Here is an 18,024-nt window from a genome sequence, read left to right as displayed (position 1 = left end):
TGCTAGAATCGGAGCCGCTGCCCCCACAGCGGCTTCAGCAGCTCGAGCACCGTCAGCACCAGCAATCCCGCGCCGAGCGTGACCATCAGATCGTCGACGTGCAAGGGACCGAAGCGGAACAGGCTGGACGCCGGGGGCCACAGCAGCGCCGTGGCGAGAACGAGCGCGACCGCCACGAAGATCAAGGCCAACGCCGGATTTGGACGGAAGAATGCGGACACGAGCGACGCGCTGAAGGACCGGTTGACCAGGACCAGGGCCAGGATACAGACGACGAGGGAGACAAACGCGAGCGCCCTCGCCTCGTCGGACGCGAGGCCGGAGCGAAGCGCGCCGACGAATATGGCGGCGGTTGCGGCAAATGCCAGGGCGCCCTGAAGCACGCTCCAGCCGATCAGGGGCCACGAGAACAATTCGGAATCGGCCCGCCGCGGCGGACGCGTCATCGCATCGTGTTCGTCCCGCTCCGCCTCGAACACGAGCGCACACACGGGGTCGATGATCAGCTCCAGAAACGCGATGTGCACCGGACTGAAGATCAACGGCAGCCCGAACACCAGAGGCAACAGCGCAAGGCCCGCGATCGGAACATGGACGGCAAAGATGAAGGCCATCGCCTTTCGCAGATTGTCGTAGATGCGCCGGCCCAGGCGAATAGCCGCTACGATCGAACCGAAATCGTCGTCGAGCAGAACGATCGACGATGCCTCACGGGCGACGTCGGTCCCGCGCCCTCCCATCGCAATACCGATATGGGCGGCCTTGAGCGACGGAGCGTCGTTGACGCCGTCGCCGGTCATCGCGACGATCTCGCCGTTGCGCTTCATCGCCTGGACGATGCGCAATTTCTGCTCCGGCAAGACCCGGGCGAATACATCCGCATGCCTGACACGGTCGGCGAGCTCCGGATCGTTCGCCAGCTTGAGCTGGTCGCCGGTCACGACGTCGCGGGCGTCGAGTCCGGCCTGGTTTGCGATGGCAACGGCCGTTGCCGGATAGTCGCCCGTGATCATGACGATGCGGATCCCCGCCGCGCGGCATTCGCGAACCGCCTCGGAGACCTCTGGACGGAGCGGATCGGCCAGCCCGACAAGACCGACGAAGCGATAGGCGAAATCCGTCTGGGACGATGGAAGCTGCGTGCCATTGCCAGCCGCTACGGCGACTCCCAACACGCGCAGCCCATCCCTGGCCATCGCTCCAACCGCATCTCGCACCGCCTCCTGGTCGGCATCGCTCAGCCGGCACAGCCGTGCGATCGCCTCGGGGGCGCCCTTGGCGCAGACGACGAGGTCGGCTCCGCCGGGGGTACGCCAGACCTGAGACATGGCCAGCAGCTCGGGACGCAGACCGTAGGTCCGCACCAGGGTCCGGGGACCGCCCAGCGCATCGCCCTCCCGCAAGGCATCCCGCGCGAAGGCGTGCAGGGCCTTCTCCATCGGATCGAACGGCTCGGGCGAGCTCGCCAGGGCGCCGCAGCGCGCCAGCTCGACGAATTCGGGGCCGGCACGATCTTGTCCGGCCGTCGCCGGACGCATCGATACCCCATTGAGCAGCCACAGCTCAGCGACGGACATCTGGTTCTGCGTCAGCGTCCCGGTCTTGTCGGTGCACAGCACGGTCGCAGAACCGAGGACCTCGATGGCGGCGGCGCGGCGCGTCAGGACGCGGGCCTGCGAGATCCGCCATGCCCCCATCGCCATGAACACCGTGAGCACGACGCTGAATTCTTCCGGCAGCATGGACATGCCGATTGCGATGCCTGCGAGCAGCGCCTGCAGCCAATCCCCGCGCAGGGTGCCGTAAAGCGCGACGGCCGCCAGGCTGATCACCGCGCCGCCGAGAAAGCAGAGCCGCACCAGTCGCGCCGTCTGTTGCCGGAGCCGCGGCGGCTCCGCCTGCAGACCGCGCAGCGACAGCCCGATCTTCCCGATCTCGCTACGGGGGCCGGTGGCCTCGACCCGCGCCAGCCCCTCACCGCGCACCACCATCGAACCGGAATACACGAAGGGCTGATCCTCGCCGCCGGGCCGGTGATCGACTGATGCCGCCTTGTCCGCGACCTGCTTGCGAACGGGTACCGACTCTCCGGTCAGCAGGGACTCGTCAATTTGCAGATCGCGCGCGTCCACCAGTCTGGCGTCGGCGGGAATCCGGTCACCTTCGCCGAGAACGACGAGATCGCCGCGGACGACCTCGCGGCCTGGAATCCGGCGGCGCGCGCCGTCCCGTATGACGAGCGCGCGCGGGCTGGTCAGGTCCCGCAAGGCCTCCAGCACGCGCTCGGTCCGGCTCTCCTGCACCACCGTGATCACGATGGACATTGCACCGAATGTCAGCAGGATGATGGCTTCCTTGAGATCGCCGAGCGCGAGGTAGACCAGTCCGCCACCGAGGAGCAGCGCCAGCATCGGTTCGCGCAGCACCTCGAGCACGATGCGCATGGGGCTGCGCCGGTCGGGTCGAGGCAATTCGTTGTAACCGTCGTCCGCGAGCCGCGCCCGAACCTCGGTCTCGCTCAGTCCGGCCGGGCTTCCGCGCTCCGTGCCGCTCACGTCTTCCGCCGCAGGCTCCAGAGGCTCCCGGCGAGCAGGACCGCGGTCACGAGCAGGATGGCGACGAAGGTCTGGATGATGGTGAAGTTCAGCGCATCTCGCGCGACGAACAGCGCGGTGACGGCTCCGGCAAGGACAAACAGAAGGCGAAAAATCAAACTCATCGTCACGTCTCCAGGTCGGCATGATGCACCCACCTGGCGCTTCGACATCAAACGCTGTTCGGCATCATGCCGGCGGACCTTAGCGGCCTGTACCGGCGTCGATTTGCGATACGTCAAGCCGGCCTGTGCCGTGGGGGCCGCAGGCACGGCATGCCCTACGCCTCCTCGACCTCGAGCGTGATCGAGACTTTCAGGCACGGAGTGCCGTCCTCGCGGACATCGACCACGACGCGGTGCGCGCTCCCGGCGACGAAGACGTCACGCGCGATCGCGGCTCCCGTCAGCACGGCCTCCTTGCGCGCATCCCCGGCATTCGCGAGTTCGTGCCCATCGTCGTCCGCGATCAGGCGGCCGTTCTCTCGAATATCGAAATGGAATCGCGGCATCGGGCGCCCTCAAAGCGTTGGCGACTGATGCAGGTAACGGCCGTCGAAATCCGCCAGTTCCAAAAATTTCCGCTCGTCCAGCACGGTCACCCGGCCTCTCTGCAGCTCGACGATGCCCTCCTGGCGCAATTGCTTGATGACGCGGTTGGCGTGGACGGCGGTGATCCCCAGCGCTTCGCCGATCTGCTCCTGGGTCAGCGGCATCTCGAAATCGTTGCCATCCACGCGCCCGATGATTCTCAGCCGTTCGCGAAGTTCGATCATGACGTGGGCCAGCCGCGCGGGCGCGGCGCGCTGGCCGACATTAACGATCCATTCGCGGAACATCGCGGCATCGATCAACGTATCCCGCCAGAACATTTCCGCGACAGTCGGCCGTCGGCGATGCAGCTTCTGCAGCGTCTCGTGGCTGATGAAGCCGAGAGTCGATTGTGTCAGCGTCGACAGATCATGGTCCATCACAGGCAGGAACAGGCTCATTAAATCCGGTATCTCGCCGGGAATATGGATCGAGAGGATCTGCCGCTTACCGCTCGCGATCGTCTTGGAGCGCACGCAGAAGCCGTCAGCGATCAGGCAACAATTGGTCGCCCGCTCGCCATCGCGTACGACCGGCGTTTCCGCCGGATACTGCCGGACCGAGATGGGAAGGGCCTCGATCTGCCGGATGTCTTCCTCCGCAATCGAGGAGGAGATGCGCAGGCGCCTGATGAGCGCCGCGCGGATCGGATCGCTGGGCACGCGGGGAGCTCCGGTTGGTTTGAGGGCGCAAAGCCGCGCTCGCAGTCAAAAACCCGCGATCCACTCACCCGGTTCCAACAAAAGTTAAGGACGCAGCTCGCGTCCGCATGATTGGTTTGCGCCGGAGAGGCCAAGCCATGACCAAGAAACGCAACCGCACACGACCGACCCTGACACTGCAGGAGCGCCTGAACAAGTTCACACAGGAAGCCCGCGCCGCCGCCAGGAACCTTCCAGCCGGTTCCGAGCGCCACACGTTGCTGCAGAAGGCACGCGACGGCGAAGCCGCTGCGGAAATGGAACGCCTGCTGTCCGCACCCGGCCTGCAACCCCCGAAGTAAGCCGCGTTGCCTTCCGCCGTGACTCGCTAAGCCGCTAGCGCTTCGCCATCAACTCGAGCGCCGGCGCGAAGCGCTCGGAAAACGTCAATGTCTTGGCGTGGTGAACCGCGGCAAACGATGCCGATATCCCTGCTGAAGCGACCGCGAGCAAGGCAATGATGAAAACCAGACGGCGCATTTTGGCCTCCTGTGTGAGCTCGACTACCCCACACAGATGGGGCCGCTCTGTTTCAGGACGGCTTCATGGGCGCCGAAAATGATGTTGCTCAAGAGGCTGTGATGAGGCCCGGTTTGCGGGCCGCCTGCCGTCCTGATGGGTGCGCTCCCGCCTAATCGTCCGACGCCGGGCCACACCAGCCGGGCAGGTAGATCGCATCCTTGCTCTTGGCTGCGGACAAGGCCTTCTCGAGGGCCTTGTCGAAATTGGCGTCCACCTCCTTGCGCAACAGTTTCCGGCGCAGATAGTCGGCCCACAGGAATTCGGAGAACGGCGTGGTGTCCTTGGCGAAACCGCCCATGCGGCGGAGTTCGCCGGCGAGGCTGCGGAAGGGGTCGTCCTTCAGATCGACGACCGATTTCGGCAGATCGCGGAAGGGCCGCCGTTCGCCCTTGGCGTCGTAGGGATAGACCCAGCGCTTGTTGTCCATCACGCCCCAGAAGGCCTCCCGCTCGACCATCCTGAGATCGCCAACCACGGTCACCAGCACCTCCTTGACGCCCTCGTCGTGCAGGGCGCGGCCAAGATGATGATGATCGATCACGTAATAGCGCTGGTCCGGCCCGTAGACGACGGGAATCATGTGGCTGCCGAGCAGCTCGGATTGCTTTTTCTTGCCGTGCTCGCGCCAGCGCTTGCGCTTCTCCTTGACCTCGCGCATGCCGACCGTCATCTGCGTCGGCCGCAGCGACAGGATCGGCACCGGATGCACTCTTGGCTCGCGCGCGTTGCTGGTCATGGTCGAGGCCCCTCACAGGATTGCAGCCGGTGGTCCAGGTTTCCCGACTATGCCATGGGGCCGGCGGCGACAAAATGCGTTCGGCCCCGGCACGGAGATCACAAGCCGATGCTCATGGGCGGGACGGCGTGTGCTTCGGACTGTTGCTGCAGCGCAACCCGCACGTGCCGGACACCAGGATGACGCCCGCCGCCACGATCGTTCGCTACGCCCCAGGACATCCCATGAAAGATAGTGCAAAGGCGCAATGAACGTGCGCGTTGAGAAGATTTTCTGCAACGCGTTCGTCCCGTATGCTATCTAAAAATCGCTGCTTCGGAGTGATCCTTGCACCATGAAAACCCAGCGGCCCATCAGCTCGGATGACGAGCACCGGGTGCTCCAGTTCAGGCCGCGCACCTCGCCTTCTCCGGCCACCCACCGGGGCGACGGTACCGTGCAGCCGCTCCGCGCCGCCCCCGAACCGCTCGACCTGTCGCGCTACGAGCAGCCTCGCCCCGAGCCGGACGATTTCCGCCACCGTATGCTTGCGAATATCGCTGCACTCGCCTTCACCATCGCGCTGACAGCGGTCGGAATCTGGCTCGCGGTCAGCATCGCCGACCTCAGGCGGACCCAGGATTGCGTGCTGATGGGCCGCCGGGATTGCGCCAAGATCGTCACGCCGCAGATCTAGTCACGGCCTGCCAGCTTGGCCCGCGAGCCGAAAGGACGCCGGCGCGCATCCCCAGCCCTGTCCCCGCCCCTGCCCGGCTCCATTGAACTCAGGGCGGCGCTCCGTTATACGGGCACTCAACCCGGCCAGAGGGGGTTTGAGGGCGTCATCAGGGGCGCGATGCCCACCCACCATGCCACTCTGGAACATCTGACAATATCCGCAATATATCAAAGGCTTAGTGATGTCATCCACATTCGATCAGGTCGCTACGATCATCGCTGAAACCTGCGACATCCCCCGCGACACGATCACGCCGGATAGCCACGCCATCGATGACCTCGGCATCGACAGCCTCGATTTCCTGGACATCGCGTTTGCGATCGACAAGCAGTTCGGCATCAAGCTGCCGCTGGAAAAGTGGACCCAGGAGGTCAACGACGGCAAGGCGACCACCGAGCAGTATTTCGTGCTGAAGAACCTGTGCGCGCGCATCGACGAACTGGTTGCCGCCAAGGGCGCAAGCGCCTGATCGGGCGGTCATGCAACTCGAATATTTTCACATGATCGATCGCATCGTCGACCTCAAGGTCGACGAGAAGACGATCGTCGTCGAAGCCTTGGTCCCGCAGGAAAGCACCGTCTTCGAGGGACACTTCCCGGGCTATCCCCTGATGCCCGGCGTGCTCCTGATCGAATCGATGGCGCAGGCCTCGGGCTTTCTCCTGCTTGGCGTGCTCAAGTTCGAGCGCATGCCGATCCTCGCTGCCGTGAAGGAAGCCAAGGTGCGCGGCTCGGTGTTTCCGGGCGAGATGATGACCCTCGAGGCAAGCGTGGCCCATGAGGGCTCGGGTTATGCCATGACCGAAGCCAAGATCAGGGTCGGCGGCAAGCTGCGCGCGAATTCATCGCTGACCTTCACGCTGATCCCCTTCCCCAATGCGGATATGCGCGGGTACATGACGAAAGTCGCCGAGCGAGTCGGCTTTCCGCAACAGGCCGTATCGCCATGACCGACACCCCTTCGAAGTCCGGCCAGACGGAAGTCTGGATCACCGGCATTGGACTTGCGACCTCGCTCGGCGAGGGCCTGGACGCCAACTGGACCGCGCTCCAGGAGAAGCGCATCAATGTCGACGAGAAGGGCTTTGCGCCCTACATCGTGCACCCCTTGATGCCTGTTTCCTTCGACAGCCAGATCCCGAAAAGGGCGACCAGCGCCAGATGGAAGCCTGGCAGCGGATCGGCACCTATGCCGCCGGCCTTGCGCTCGACTCCGCCGGCATCAAGGGCAACAAGGACATTCTGTCGAAGATCGACATGGTGGTCGCCGCCGGCGGCGGCGAGCGCGATCTCAACGTCGACACCGGCGTGCTCACGGCCGAGGCCAAGGGTGCGAACGCGCCCGGTTTCCTGAACGAGCGGCTGATGAGCGATCTCAGGCCGACGTTGTTCCTGGCCCAACTCTCCAACCTGCTCGCCGGTAACATCGCCATCGTGCACGGTCTCGGCGGCACCTCGCGCACCTTCATGGGCGAGGAAGTCGCGGGCGCCGATGCCGCCCGCATCGCGCTGGCGCGCATCGCCTCGGGCGAGAGCGACATCGCGCTGATCGGCGGCTCGCATAACGGCGAGCGCAAGGACCTCATGGTCCTCTACGAATTCGGCGACTTCAACCTGAAGGACAAGTTCGCCCCCGTCTGGGCGCGCAAGGATCACGCCGGCTTCGCGCTCGGCTCGGCTGGCGCCTTCCTGGTGCTGGAATCTAAGGCGCACGCCGAGGCACGCGGCGCCAAACCGTTCGCAAAACTGTCGAGCGTCGTCGCTGACCTCGCCCGGCGCAAGCAGCCCGGCGACATGGCGGCAACGCTGGAGAAGCTTTGGGCCAAGCTGCCCAGGCGTGAGGGCAAGGGCGCGATCATCACCGGAGCGACCGGCGCGGAGCCGGCGACGTCGGAAGAGCGTGGCTTCCTCAAGAGCCATGCCGAATTCCCGGTGCGCTCGACCGGTACGATGTTCGGCCACACCATGGAAACGCAATTCCCGCTTGGGCTCGCACTCGCCGCCCTGTCGATCTCCCGTGGCGCGCTGTTCCCGCCGAACGATTCCACGGGACTTGAGATTGAAATGCAGGGGGCACCCACCCAGATTGTGGTGGTGGGAGCCGGACACTGGCGCGGCGAAGGCATGGCGCTGGTCGAGGCGATCGGCTGAGGCGTGGCGCGCTTCGGCTGATGATGTTTGAGCATGATCCTTCGGAAAACCGCGTCACACTTTTCCGGGATCATGCTGTAGCTCTTATCGGGGGATCGACATGACTGCACCACGCGACAAACTCGGGCGTCCCGTCGTCGTCGTCACCGGCATGGGCATCATGACTTCGCTCGGCGCCGGCAAGGCCGACAATTGGGCGAAGCTCGTCGCCGGCGAATCCGGCATCCGCACCATCACGCGCTTTCCGGTCGACGGCCTCAAGACCACGATGGCCGGCACCGTGGATTTCGTCAGCGTCGATCCGTTCTCCTCCACCGGCCTGTCCGAGCGGATGGCCGAGCTCGTGACGGAGGAAGCGCTCGAGCAGGCAGGCATCGGCGCCAAGGCCGATTTCCCGGGTCCGCTCTTCCTTGCGGTTGCGCCGGTCGAAGTCGAATGGCCGCAGCGCCGCGAACTCGGCCGCGCCGTCGGCTCGCCCGATTTCACCTATGACGATCTGCTGCGCATTTCCGGCGGCGGCAAGTACGCCGCCTATCACCACCGATTCATGTTCGGCTCGGTCGCGGCACACCTCGCCGAGACGTTCGGCACCAAGGGCTCGCCGATCTCGCTGTCGACGGCCTGCGCCTCGGGCGCGACCTCGATCCAGCTCGGCGTCGAGGCGATCCGCCGCGGCGAAACCGATGCCGCGCTGTGCGTCGCGACCGACGGCACCGTGAACCCGGAAGCGCTCGTGCGCTTCTCGCTGCTCTCGGCGCTGTCGACCCAGAACGATCCGCCGCAGGCGGCCTCCCGCCCCTTCTCCAAGAACCGCGACGGCTTCGTCATGGCCGAAGGTGCCGGCGCGCTGGTGCTCGAAAGCTATGAAGCCGCCACCGCGCGCGGCGCAAAGATCCTCGGCGTGATCGCCGGCTGCGGCGAACTCACCGATTCTTTCCACCGCACCCGCTCTTCGCCCGACGGCAAGCCGATCATCGGCTGCATGAACAAGACGTTGGCCGATGCCGGCATGACGCCGGACCAGATCGACCACATCAACGCGCACGGCACCGCGACGCCCGAGAACGACAAGATGGAGTACAACACGACATCGGCCGTGTTCGGCGATCTCATCTCGAAGATCCCGGTCACCTCCAACAAGTCGATGGTCGGCCACACCATCTCGGCCGCCGGCGCGGTCGAGGCGATTTTCTCGCTGCTGACGGCTCGAGCATCAGCGCATCCCGCCGACGATCAACTACGAGACGCCGGATCCGACGATCCTGTTCGACGTCGTCGGCAACAAGGCACGCGATGCCCGCGTCACCGCGGTGATGTCGAACTCGTTCGGCTTCGGCGGCCAGAACGCCTCGCTGATCCTGACCCGCGAACCGGCCTGACCGGACGCGGCATGGCGCTGATTCCTATCAGCACGAAGATTCGCGCGCGGAATGCAGCCAAATCCATCGGCGGAAGCCTGATCGGTGCAGCCACCGTCGGCATGCTGCGCACCACGCGCTATTTCGATCCGGCCAAGACCTCGGACTTCTTCGCGCGCGTCACCAAGCTGATCGGCCCGCGCCTGCGCGAGCACCGCATCGGCCGCGCCAATCTCACCGCGGCGTTTCCCGAGAAGTCCCCGGAAGAGATCGACCAGATCCTGATGGGCGTGTGGGACAATCTCGGCCGCGTCGGCGGCGAGTTTGCGCACATGGACCACGTCTGGGACTACGATCGCGACCATCCGGAAACGAGCCGGATCGAACTGCCCCAGCGAAGCATCGAGCTGTTCGACCGCATCCGCGACGACGGCAAGCCGGCGCTGATCTTCGCTGCGCATCTGTCCAATTGGGAACTGCCGGCGCTCGCCGCCGTCGCGCATGGGCTCGACACCGCGATCCTCTACCGCCGGCCGAACATCGCCTCGGCCGACCGCATCATCCAGGAGATGCGACAGGTCAACATGGGCACGCTGATCCCTGCCGGGCGCGACGCGCCGCTGCGCCTCGCGCAGGCGCTCAAGGACGGCAAGCACGTCGCCATGCTGATCGACCAGTATCTGACCGGCGGCGTCGAGGTCACCTTCTTCGGCCGCAAGACCCGCGCCAACCCGATGCTGGCGCGCCTGCTCCGCCAGGTCGAATGCCCGATCCATGGCGTCCGCATCATCCGCCTGCCCGGCAATCGTTTCCGCGCCGAACTGACAGAGGAAATCCCGCCGGTGCGTGACGCCGACGGCAAGATCGACATCCAGGGTACGACGCAGGCGATCACGAGCGTGGTGGAAGGCTGGGTGCGGGAGTATCCGGAGCAATGGCTCTGGCTGCACCGCAGGTGGCGGTAGCTGGCGGGCGGTTTCCGGTCAGCTCGATCCCATGCCGGTCTCAGATCGCCGCCTCAGGCGACGTGCCCCTGATGATCCCGGTATCTTCCGCGCCCATCGGCTTGAAATCGACGCACATGTCGGCTCCCGCGATAGCGGCCGCACCTGCCCGGGCCACAGCGAGATCCTGCGCACCGGATCCAGAGCCCGCGGCCACCGCGCCAAGGATAAAGCCATCGATGCGGATCGGGAGACCACCGATCAGATTGGTCCAGCGGTTTTCATGCGCGAGGGTGACCTGGATTTCCACGTCCGCATGAGCGCCGCCGGTCGGCGAACCCGACAGCGCCGACGTCCGTGCCTTGTTGATGGACGAGGTCACGCTGAGTCCCTTCGAGCCGTCCATGCGTCCGAACGCCAGCAGATTGCCGCCGGTATCGACCACGGCGATGCACATCGGCTGTCCAATGCGGGTCGCCTCGCCGATGGCCGCGTTGAGCACCTTGAGCGCGCCTTCGAGCGTCAGGGTCCGTGCTTCCTTGACGTCGGTCATGCCGGCTCCTCTAAAAGACCAATCGAGAATTCTCGTGCCAGGGTACGCGCTGTTGCGACCAGCGCCGCATCGCCGCCGCGCCAGCCGATGAGGGACAGCCCGACGGGGATCGAGCCGGATCTCGCAACGGGCAGGCTGACTTGCGGAAGACCTGTTAGGCCCGCGATACCGGTCAGGTCGACAATCCGGTGCACCGCCGCGCGGATGTCTGACAGGCGCGCGTTGCGGTTGATCGGCAGAATGGGCGATGTTGGCAGGCACAGCATGCGCCGCCCGTCGAGCAGATCGTCAAGGCGTTTCGATGCATCTTCGCGGAAGGTTCTGGCGGCGGCGAGATCGCTCGATGGGATGAGGCCGTCGTCGGCAAACGCGCCGGCGACCTCCGCGGAGAAGCGCGGGTTCACGCGATCAATCCAAGCGCGGAACGTGTCGTGGAATTCGCTTTTTGCAGGATGCGCTGGTGGCGCGCCCAATCGGGAAGCGCTGCCCCGGCCAATGGCGACGGGGTGGTCGCCACAGCATCGTGCAGCCGATCGACAACCGGCTGCAACGCACGCCTTATTGGCTCGTCGGCCAAGGCAAAACAGTCGGTCGCAACGACGAGATCAGCGGGCAAGGCGTCGGGAATTTGTTCTTCAAGCAGCACGGCGCCAACCCGACCGAAGGTCAGTGCGTCGCGGGTGAAATAGCCCACCGTGTCGAACGACGGAGCCTGGGTCATCATGCCAGCGACGGAAATACGCCCATGCGTCGGACGCAGGCCATAAAGCCCGCAGAAGCTCGCAGGGATCCGCACCGAGCCGCCCGAGTCGGTACCTAGCGCAATATCGACCAGACCGCCGGCAACGGCGGATGCCGAGCCGCTCGACGAGCCGCCCGGTACGCGGTCCGGCGCGCGCGGGTTGAGCGGCGTTCCGTAAAACTTGTTGATGCCAAGCAGACCCAGCGAGATCTCGTCGGTGATGGTCTTTCCCGTCAGCTCAGCGCCGGCGCCCAGCAGAGTGTCGACGGCCCAGGCATCCTCCTTCGCCGCCTCGTGGGTGGCGGCCCAGTCGGGGTTGCCGCACCCAGTTACGCTTCCCGCAACGTCGAACAGGTCCTTCACCGCAAAGCTCAGGCTCGAAAGCGAGCCTCGGCTGAGCGGCATTCGTTTGACGACGGGACCTGGAACGAAAGCGCCGAGCGGGTCTTGCACGATGTTTTCCCGATGTTGGGGCGGGCGCGCCCGATCGAGCGCGCCTGCCGTCGTCTCACTCCTTGTAGAGCTTGCGGAAGTCCGGATGCGTGTGGAACCAATACTCGAAACCCTTCACATTCTTCTGCACCGCATAATCGGCAAAGCGGGTGTAGAGCGGGATGCGAGGCAGATCGGTCATGACGATGTCGACCATCTTGTTCAGGCTGGCCTTGTAGATCTCGGGGTCGCGGGTGAAGCGCGCTTGGTCGATCACCTTGTCGAGGTCGGGATTGACATAGTTGGCTGTGTTGAACACGGAGTTGTTGCCGCCGTGGAAGGTCCAGAAGAAGAAATAGTCGGGATAATCGAGCCAGCCATAGAATTCGGCAATCACCATCGGCATCGTCTTGCTGGCCATCTGGGCAAACCAATTCGAGCCCGGGACCTTCTCGATCGTAAGTTCGACGCCGATCGTCTTCAGTGCTTCCTGGATCAGGATGGCAGTCGGTTCGCGCACGGTGGATTCGCTGAGATCGATCGACAGTGTGGTCTTGAAGCCTTTGGGGAAGCCGGCCTCGGTCAGCAACTGCTTGGCTTTCGCGAGATCCTGGCCATGCTTGATCGGAACCGGCCACGTCGCATCGGGATAGGACTTGTCGGGGTCGCCACCGAACATCGGCTTGGCGCGATTATAGAGCGCGGAGCTGATGATCTCCTTGTAAGGGATGGCGTAGGAGATCGCTTCGCGCACCTTGGGATTGTCGAACGGCGCGATCTTCACATTCATGTCGACGAACACGAGGTCGTTCTGGACCGGCACGCCGATGATCGTGACCTTCCCCTGCTCTGCCAGTTCGGCGTAGTCCTTCGGTGGCAGACCAACCGACATATCGACATCGCCCTTCTCCAGGAGCGCACGACGCGTACCGGCCGAGGCGATCTGCCGATACACGACGCGCTTCAATTGGGGCAGCGGGCCTGACTTCCAGGCATCGAAGCGGGTGAATACCGTCTGCTGGCCGGGCGACCAGGATTCCACCTTGTAGGCGCCGCCACCGCAATCGTTGCGTGAGACCCACTCGAACGCCCACGGGTCCTGTGTCGTCGCGTGCTTCTTCGCGAGCTCGGAATTGACGATGACGGGCACCGGCACGACCAGGTCGGGCATCGTCAGCTTGTTGAATTGATCGAACGTTGCCTTGAAGGTGTGGTCGTCGACAACAGTGAACTGTTCAGGCTTGACGAGAGATCCCGCCGCCATTTGCACCGCCGGAAAGCCGCCGGCCGCGATGGCGCGATCGAACGACCATTTGACGTCCTTGGCGGTGACCGGGCTGCCGTCGTGGAAGGTCGCATCCTTCCGCAGATGGAAAACGTAGGTCTTGCCGTCGTCGCTGGCTTCCCAGCTCTCGGCGAGCTCCGGCGTCATGACCTTGGCATCGTATGATACCGTCCCGTCGGCCAGCTTCTTCTCGCCGTGGCTGACAAGACGATCGTAGGCCTGCCACACCACCATGCGGCTGTGATCGTTGGCGGTCGGCACCATCGTGTCGAGACCGTTGGGGCCCATTTCGGACACGATCACCATCGTGTCCTTGGCAATTTCGGCCGCGCGCGCGGATGCGCCGGGCCAGGCAACGGACGCTGTGAGCAGCGCCGCTGTAGCGAGACTACGATCGAGCTTCATATCGTGCATCCTTTCTGGAGTTCGGTTAAAAAGTCGAGACAGCGTCAAAGTCCGAGATCGCCCAGCAGTTTCGGCCATTTGTGGGCCCACGGACGCGCTTGTTCGAATGCGCCGGAGGCGGCGAGCACGGTGCGGTCCGCCAGATGACGACCGATGATCTGCATGCCGACGGGCAAACCTGCTTTGGTGAAGCCGGCGGGAATGGTCGCCGCCGGCTGGCCGGTCAAATTGCAGATGAAAGTGAAGCAGAGCCAATCGCCGGTAGAGACCATCTTCTCTTCGATGATCTCGGGTCCCTGCATGTAGAGCGGGAATGCCGGCACCGCGAGCGTCGGCGTGATCAGCAGGTCGTAGTTGGCCATGAACCGCCACATGCGGTTGCAGACCATTTGCCGGATCATCTTGGCGTCGGTGAATTCTTCCGCTGTCCATTGTCGTTGCAAAAGGCCGACAAGGTGCGGCGACATTTCCTTTTCACGGCCCTTCATCATGCGGCGCATGCCGGTAAGGTCGGTGTCGCCGGCAACGATGGTCCAGAAATGCGGGAACGGATCTTCCCATCCCGGATTGGCTCGCTCGACCGTGCAGCCGAGATCAGTCTCGAACACACGCACTGCTTCCGACACGACACGTCGGACTTCCGGATCGACCGGCGCGTAGCCCCAGTCTTCGCTATAGGCAATGCGAAGGCCCTTGATGCTCTCCTTCACGGCGCCGACATAGTCGAAATCGGCGGCCGGAATCGAATAGCGATCGCGCGGATCGGGTCCGGTGATCGCCTTCAGCATCAGCGCCGAGTCGGTCACGGTGCGGCTCATCGGACCGACATGCTCAAGCGATTCCCAACTCGAGACGCCTGGATAGCGTTCGTCCCGGCAACCCGGATAGAGCGGCACACGGCCCATCGATGCCTTGATTCCGTAAAGCCCGCAAAGGGCGGAAGGAATGCGGATCGATCCGCCGCCATCAGAGCCGATTGCGAATGGCGCGACGCCGGCAGCGACCGACGCTCCTGAGCCGGCACTCGATCCGCCGGATGTCATGTCGAGATTCCAGGGATTGCGCGTCGCCGGAAAGACCGGGTTGTGGCCGACACCGCTGTAGCCGAATTCCGGCACGTTGGTCTTGCCGATGATGACTGCGCCGGCGTCCTTCAACCGCTCGACCACGATGTCGTCCTCATCGGGCACGAAGTCCCGGTAGAGCGGCGACCCCATCACGGTCAGGATGTCCTTGGTCGCGACGAGGTCCTTGATGCCGATCGGTACACCTGCCAACAGGCCGGGATCCTTGCCGGCCGCGATCTTGGCGTCGACCGCGGCGGCCGCGGCGCGCGCCACGTCGGGCGTTGGCGTGCAGAAGGCATGGATGTGGGGTTCGAGCGTCTCCATGCGCCGCAGGACGGCTTCGGTAACCTCGGCGGCGGATAGTTCCTTCTGCTTGACTTTCGCCGCGACGGTCGCGGCGTCCATGCGGCAGATCTCATTGTCAGCGCTCATCGATTCCTCCATCGGGTGAAAGAGCGAAGTGGCAGGCGGCGAAATGATCCGGCCCGACAGCGCGAAGCGGTGGCATCGCCTTGGTGCAGATGTCGGCCCCCTTGGGACATCGGCCGTAGAAGCGGCAGACGTTGGGGTCCGGATCGATCGGGCTTGTCGGGCTGCCGTCCAGGCGAGGCCGTGCTTCACCACGCCGCGCCGGATCCGGGATCGCGGCGACCAGCGCTTGCGTATAGGGATGTCGAGGCGCAGTGAACAGCGTCTCCGCCGGCGCGATTTCGACCATCTTGCCGAGATACATCACGACCACGCGCGAACAGAGAAGTCGGACCACGTTGAGATCGTGCGACACGAACAAGTAGCTCATCGCCAATCGTGCGCGCAGGTCGGCGAGCAAACGCAGGATCACGGCCTGCACCGACACGTCGAGCGCCGAGGTCGGCTCGTCGAGGATCAGCAGCGAGGGTTCGACGGCAACGGCGCGCGCAATGCCCACGCGCGCGCGCTGGCCGCCCGACAATTGATGCGGGTAACGCTGCAACAACTCTTCCGGCAGCCCAACCAGCGCAGCGGTGGCGCGAACGCGCTTGTCCAGCTCGGCGCCGTTATTCATGCCGAGCAACCGTTTCAACGGATCGGCGATCGCGTGGAAAGCGCGGAACGAGGGATTCAGGCTTTCGGTTGCGTCCTGAAACACCACCTGAACACGTCCACGGCTCGCCGAGGACGCGAATTTCGCCTGCGTCATCGCGGTGAGATCCTCACCGCCGAGAAGAATCTGGCCTGAGGTAGGGTCGATCAGCCGGCCAAGCAGACGCACCATGGTGGATTTGCCGCAGCCGGATTCGCCGACAAGGCCCACGCTCTCTCCGGCACCGATGGTCAGATCCACATCATCGACCGCGTGGAGCCTGGCGCCACGCGCCGCCCGCTTGATCGGATATGATTTGGAAAGCGACTTGACTTCGAGAAGCGGCGTCATGACAGGGGAAACCGGCAGCGCACGACATGCGAGGGCGACAATTCGGTCCAGGGCAACTCCGCTTCGTCGCAGATCGGCTGCCTCCGCTCGCAGCGCCCGCTGAAGCGGCACGGCGGCAAAGCGCCGCGCAGGTCGGGCAAATGGCCGGGAATGGAATTGAGGTCGTCCAGACGCGTTTCCGGAACGGGCGTGGCGGCAAGCAGCTGACGCGTGTAGGGGTGCGCCGGACGATCGAGCAGTTCCTCCGTCGCCCCGATCTCGACGATGTGCCCGGCATGCATGACGGCGATCCGGTCGCAATATTCGCCGGCGAGCCCGAGATCGTGGGTGATCAGCAGCGTCGACATCCGCGCCGAGCGGCTCATGTCCCGGATCAAATCCATAATCACCGCCTGGGTCGTCACATCGAGCCCTGTTGTGGGTTCGTCCGCGATCAGGACCGATGGCGTGCACGCAAGCGCCATGGCGATCATCACGCGCTGGCACATGCCGCCCGAGAGCTCGAACGGATAGGCTTCAGCCCTCCGTTCGGGATCGGGAATGCGGACCCGTGCTAGTGCGGCGATTGCCGCTTTCCTGAGATCACGACTCGGCAGCCCTGCATGCTCCTGCAGCACATCCTCGATCTGCTTGCCTATCTTGCGGATCGGATTGAGCGCTGTACGGGGGCTCTGGAAGATCATCGCCATCTCGCGACCGCGCAGTTCACGCATCGCTTCCGGCCGCGCCGCCAGCAGATCGATGCCGCCCATGGTGATGTTGCCTTGGGTGATCTGCGCAGCTTCGTCGTTCAGGCCCATGACGGTGTAGGCCGTGACTGATTTTCCGGATCCACTTTCACCGACCACGCCGACGATCTCGCCGCGGCTGACCGACAGGCTCACGCTGTCCAGCGCCCTCACCACGCCGTGACGAGTGCGAAATTCAACCGATAGATTGTCGATCTCGAGCTGCGCCATTACACGCGCTTCCTCGGATCGAGCAGATCGCGCAGTCCGTCGCCCAGCATGTTGAAGGAGAACACCGCGAGCACGAGAGCGGCGCCCGGGAACATAAAGGCCCACCACTCGCCGGAGATGATGTAGCTGGCGCCTTCCGAGACCATGATGCCCCATTCCGGCGTGGGCGGCCGGACACCGAGCCCGATGAAGGACAGTCCAGCGGCATTGAGGATCGCCCATCCCATGTTGAGCGACGCCTGCACCATCATCGGCGGCAAGATGTTCGGGACGATATGGTTGAGCAGGACGCGCAGCGAGCCGTTGCCGCCCATGCGCGCGGCCTCGACATAGCCAAGCTCGCGCCGCACGTTCACCTCGGCGCGTGCGAAGCGGCAATAGAACGGCAGATTGATGATCATCGTGGCGATGATGATGTTGGCAACGCTGTTGCCGAGCGCCACCACGATGCCCATGGCGAGCACAAAGAGTGGGAACGCCATGATGGTATCCATCGCGCGGCCGATGATGCGGTCGGTCCAGCCGCCGAAATAGCCGGCGAGCGAGCCGAGCCCCAGGCCGAGCACGAACGACAGCACCACCGCCGACACTGCCATCCCGAGATCGAGCCGCGTCGCGACGATGACACGGCTGAGGATGTCGCGTCCGAGTGCGTCGGTCCCGAACGGATGCAGGACGCTGGGCCGCGCCAGTTTGGTAGTGGCGGAGGTGACCAAGGGATCGTATGGCGCAATGTAAGGCCCGAAAATCGCGCAAACCGCCAACAGGGCCAGGATGATCACGGCCACGAGTGTCAGGCGGTTCTCGCCAAAGGCATAGCCGGTGTTGCGGGCGAGCGTGATCATACTCATCG

At 64.5% G+C, this 18,024-nt stretch carries 19 protein-coding genes and 2 pseudogenes; 7 read left to right on the top strand and 14 right to left on the bottom strand.

Annotated features, from left to right (window positions below):
• Positions 1–2: 2 nt before the first annotated feature.
• The 4 genes from ACQ86E_RS27325 to ACQ86E_RS27310 all read right to left on the bottom strand — a co-directional run bounded on the left by ACQ86E_RS27325 (position 3) and on the right by ACQ86E_RS27310 (position 3,750).
• Entirely contained in the window at positions 3–2,555 is a 2,553-nt protein-coding gene (locus ACQ86E_RS27325) for a cation-translocating P-type ATPase (protein WP_431202628.1), read from the bottom strand.
• Positions 2,552–2,719, bottom strand: coding sequence for a hypothetical protein (locus ACQ86E_RS27320; RefSeq protein ID WP_168213610.1), 168 nt, complete (start codon positions 2,717–2,719; stop codon positions 2,552–2,554). The genes ACQ86E_RS27325 and ACQ86E_RS27320 overlap by 4 nt, the downstream gene beginning before the upstream one ends.
• Positions 2,720–2,874: 155 nt before the next feature.
• The gene (locus tag ACQ86E_RS27315) at positions 2,875–3,105 is read right to left on the bottom strand and encodes a DUF6894 family protein (RefSeq protein WP_431202627.1); all 231 of its coding nucleotides are present in this window, start codon (positions 3,103–3,105) and stop codon (positions 2,875–2,877) included.
• A gap of 9 nt (positions 3,106–3,114) precedes the next feature.
• Positions 3,115–3,750, bottom strand: coding sequence for a Crp/Fnr family transcriptional regulator (locus ACQ86E_RS27310; protein ID WP_431206575.1), 636 nt, complete (start codon positions 3,748–3,750; stop codon positions 3,115–3,117).
• A gap of 233 nt (positions 3,751–3,983) precedes the next feature.
• On the opposite strand from ACQ86E_RS27310, the gene ACQ86E_RS27305 reads away from it, so the two are divergent.
• A complete protein-coding gene (locus tag ACQ86E_RS27305) occupies positions 3,984–4,187 on the top strand; it encodes a hypothetical protein (protein WP_431202626.1) in 204 nt (67 codons plus the stop codon).
• 34 nt (positions 4,188–4,221) lie between these two features.
• Here the strand turns inward: ACQ86E_RS27305 and ACQ86E_RS27300 are convergent, their stop codons facing one another.
• Together ACQ86E_RS27300 and ACQ86E_RS27295 are read right to left on the bottom strand one after the other, a co-directional pair.
• A complete protein-coding gene (locus tag ACQ86E_RS27300) occupies positions 4,222–4,365 on the bottom strand; it encodes a hypothetical protein (RefSeq protein WP_431202625.1) in 144 nt (47 codons plus the stop codon).
• Between the two features lie 151 nt (positions 4,366–4,516).
• Complete coding sequence (locus ACQ86E_RS27295) at positions 4,517–5,143, bottom strand: ParB-like protein (protein WP_431202624.1); 627 nt, start codon at positions 5,141–5,143, stop codon at positions 4,517–4,519.
• A 334-nt stretch (positions 5,144–5,477) separates the two neighbouring features.
• Between ACQ86E_RS27295 and ACQ86E_RS27290 the strand changes: the two genes are divergently transcribed.
• The 6 genes and pseudogenes from ACQ86E_RS27290 (at position 5,478) to ACQ86E_RS27265 (ending at position 10,335) form a co-directional block, all read left to right on the top strand.
• Complete coding sequence (locus tag ACQ86E_RS27290; RefSeq protein ID WP_431202623.1) at positions 5,478–5,819, top strand: hypothetical protein; 342 nt, start codon at positions 5,478–5,480, stop codon at positions 5,817–5,819.
• A 223-nt stretch (positions 5,820–6,042) separates the two neighbouring features.
• A complete protein-coding gene (locus tag ACQ86E_RS27285; protein WP_007592476.1) occupies positions 6,043–6,330 on the top strand; it encodes an acyl carrier protein in 288 nt (95 codons plus the stop codon).
• A gap of 10 nt (positions 6,331–6,340) precedes the next feature.
• Positions 6,341–6,811: a 3-hydroxyacyl-ACP dehydratase FabZ family protein gene (locus tag ACQ86E_RS27280; RefSeq protein ID WP_431202622.1), complete on the top strand. Its 471-nt coding sequence runs from the start codon at positions 6,341–6,343 to the stop codon at positions 6,809–6,811.
• Positions 6,808–8,012: pseudogene (locus ACQ86E_RS27275) on the top strand (beta-ketoacyl-ACP synthase). Before ACQ86E_RS27280 ends, ACQ86E_RS27275 begins: the two are co-directional and overlap by 4 nt.
• 100 nt (positions 8,013–8,112) lie before the next feature.
• Positions 8,113–9,391, top strand: a pseudogene (locus ACQ86E_RS27270) (beta-ketoacyl-ACP synthase).
• Between the two features lie 11 nt (positions 9,392–9,402).
• Positions 9,403–10,335, top strand: coding sequence for a lipid A biosynthesis lauroyl acyltransferase (locus tag ACQ86E_RS27265; RefSeq protein WP_431202621.1), 933 nt, complete (start codon positions 9,403–9,405; stop codon positions 10,333–10,335).
• A gap of 40 nt (positions 10,336–10,375) precedes the next feature.
• Here ACQ86E_RS27265 and ACQ86E_RS27260 read toward each other — a convergent pair whose 3' ends face one another.
• Genes ACQ86E_RS27260 through ACQ86E_RS27225 form a run of 8 tightly spaced genes read right to left on the bottom strand, consistent with a single transcriptional unit; the run spans position 10,376 to position 18,022 of the window.
• Entirely contained in the window at positions 10,376–10,867 is a 492-nt protein-coding gene (locus ACQ86E_RS27260; protein WP_431202620.1) for a GlcG/HbpS family heme-binding protein, read from the bottom strand.
• A complete protein-coding gene (locus ACQ86E_RS27255) occupies positions 10,864–11,271 on the bottom strand; it encodes a hypothetical protein (RefSeq protein ID WP_431202619.1) in 408 nt (135 codons plus the stop codon). The genes ACQ86E_RS27260 and ACQ86E_RS27255 overlap by 4 nt, the downstream gene beginning before the upstream one ends.
• Positions 11,268–12,062, bottom strand: coding sequence for an amidase family protein (locus ACQ86E_RS27250; RefSeq protein ID WP_431202618.1), 795 nt, complete (start codon positions 12,060–12,062; stop codon positions 11,268–11,270). The genes ACQ86E_RS27255 and ACQ86E_RS27250 overlap by 4 nt, the downstream gene beginning before the upstream one ends.
• Positions 12,063–12,117: 55 nt before the next feature.
• Positions 12,118–13,731 (bottom strand): ABC transporter substrate-binding protein, encoded by a 1,614-nt coding sequence (locus ACQ86E_RS27245; protein ID WP_431202617.1) that lies wholly within the window; start codon positions 13,729–13,731, stop codon positions 12,118–12,120.
• A 44-nt stretch (positions 13,732–13,775) separates the two neighbouring features.
• Positions 13,776–15,230: an amidase gene (locus ACQ86E_RS27240; RefSeq protein WP_431202616.1), complete on the bottom strand. Its 1,455-nt coding sequence runs from the start codon at positions 15,228–15,230 to the stop codon at positions 13,776–13,778.
• Positions 15,220–16,212, bottom strand: coding sequence for an ABC transporter ATP-binding protein (locus ACQ86E_RS27235; RefSeq protein WP_431202615.1), 993 nt, complete (start codon positions 16,210–16,212; stop codon positions 15,220–15,222). Before ACQ86E_RS27235 ends, ACQ86E_RS27240 begins: the two co-directional genes overlap by 11 nt.
• On the bottom strand, positions 16,209–17,171 hold the full coding sequence (locus tag ACQ86E_RS27230; RefSeq protein WP_431202614.1) for an ABC transporter ATP-binding protein: 963 nt from the start codon (positions 17,169–17,171) through the stop codon (positions 16,209–16,211). The genes ACQ86E_RS27235 and ACQ86E_RS27230 overlap by 4 nt, the downstream gene beginning before the upstream one ends.
• Positions 17,171–18,022 (bottom strand): ABC transporter permease, encoded by an 852-nt coding sequence (locus ACQ86E_RS27225; protein WP_431202613.1) that lies wholly within the window; start codon positions 18,020–18,022, stop codon positions 17,171–17,173. The genes ACQ86E_RS27230 and ACQ86E_RS27225 overlap by 1 nt, the downstream gene beginning before the upstream one ends.
• Positions 18,023–18,024 lie beyond the last annotated feature (2 nt).

The organism is Bradyrhizobium betae (assembly GCF_050632175.1).
GTDB classification, from domain to species: Bacteria; Pseudomonadota; Alphaproteobacteria; order Rhizobiales; family Xanthobacteraceae; genus Bradyrhizobium; species Bradyrhizobium betae_B.
Note: the sequence above shows the minus strand (reverse complement) of the source record. Positions and strands in the feature narration are given on the sequence as shown.

Coding starts and splice junctions, on each gene's coding strand:
- ACQ86E_RS27280 (WP_431202622.1), top strand. CDS start 6,341: ATGCAACTCGAATATTTTCACATGATCGATCGCATCGTCGACCTCAAG.
- ACQ86E_RS27260 (WP_431202620.1), bottom strand. CDS start 10,867: ATGACCGACGTCAAGGAAGCACGGACCCTGACGCTCGAAGGCGCGCTC.
- ACQ86E_RS27300 (WP_431202625.1), bottom strand. CDS start 4,365: ATGCGCCGTCTGGTTTTCATCATTGCCTTGCTCGCGGTCGCTTCAGCA.
- ACQ86E_RS27290 (WP_431202623.1), top strand. CDS start 5,478: ATGAAAACCCAGCGGCCCATCAGCTCGGATGACGAGCACCGGGTGCTC.
- ACQ86E_RS27235 (WP_431202615.1), bottom strand. CDS start 16,212: ATGACGCCGCTTCTCGAAGTCAAGTCGCTTTCCAAATCATATCCGATC.
- ACQ86E_RS27230 (WP_431202614.1), bottom strand. CDS start 17,171: ATGGCGCAGCTCGAGATCGACAATCTATCGGTTGAATTTCGCACTCGT.
- ACQ86E_RS27240 (WP_431202616.1), bottom strand. CDS start 15,230: ATGAGCGCTGACAATGAGATCTGCCGCATGGACGCCGCGACCGTCGCG.
- ACQ86E_RS27305 (WP_431202626.1), top strand. CDS start 3,984: ATGACCAAGAAACGCAACCGCACACGACCGACCCTGACACTGCAGGAG.
- ACQ86E_RS27285 (WP_007592476.1), top strand. CDS start 6,043: ATGTCATCCACATTCGATCAGGTCGCTACGATCATCGCTGAAACCTGC.
- ACQ86E_RS27265 (WP_431202621.1), top strand. CDS start 9,403: ATGGCGCTGATTCCTATCAGCACGAAGATTCGCGCGCGGAATGCAGCC.
- ACQ86E_RS27225 (WP_431202613.1), bottom strand. CDS start 18,022: ATGAGTATGATCACGCTCGCCCGCAACACCGGCTATGCCTTTGGCGAG.
- ACQ86E_RS27295 (WP_431202624.1), bottom strand. CDS start 5,143: ATGACCAGCAACGCGCGCGAGCCAAGAGTGCATCCGGTGCCGATCCTG.
- ACQ86E_RS27245 (WP_431202617.1), bottom strand. CDS start 13,731: ATGAAGCTCGATCGTAGTCTCGCTACAGCGGCGCTGCTCACAGCGTCC.
- ACQ86E_RS27320 (WP_168213610.1), bottom strand. CDS start 2,719: ATGAGTTTGATTTTTCGCCTTCTGTTTGTCCTTGCCGGAGCCGTCACC.
- ACQ86E_RS27315 (WP_431202627.1), bottom strand. CDS start 3,105: ATGCCGCGATTCCATTTCGATATTCGAGAGAACGGCCGCCTGATCGCG.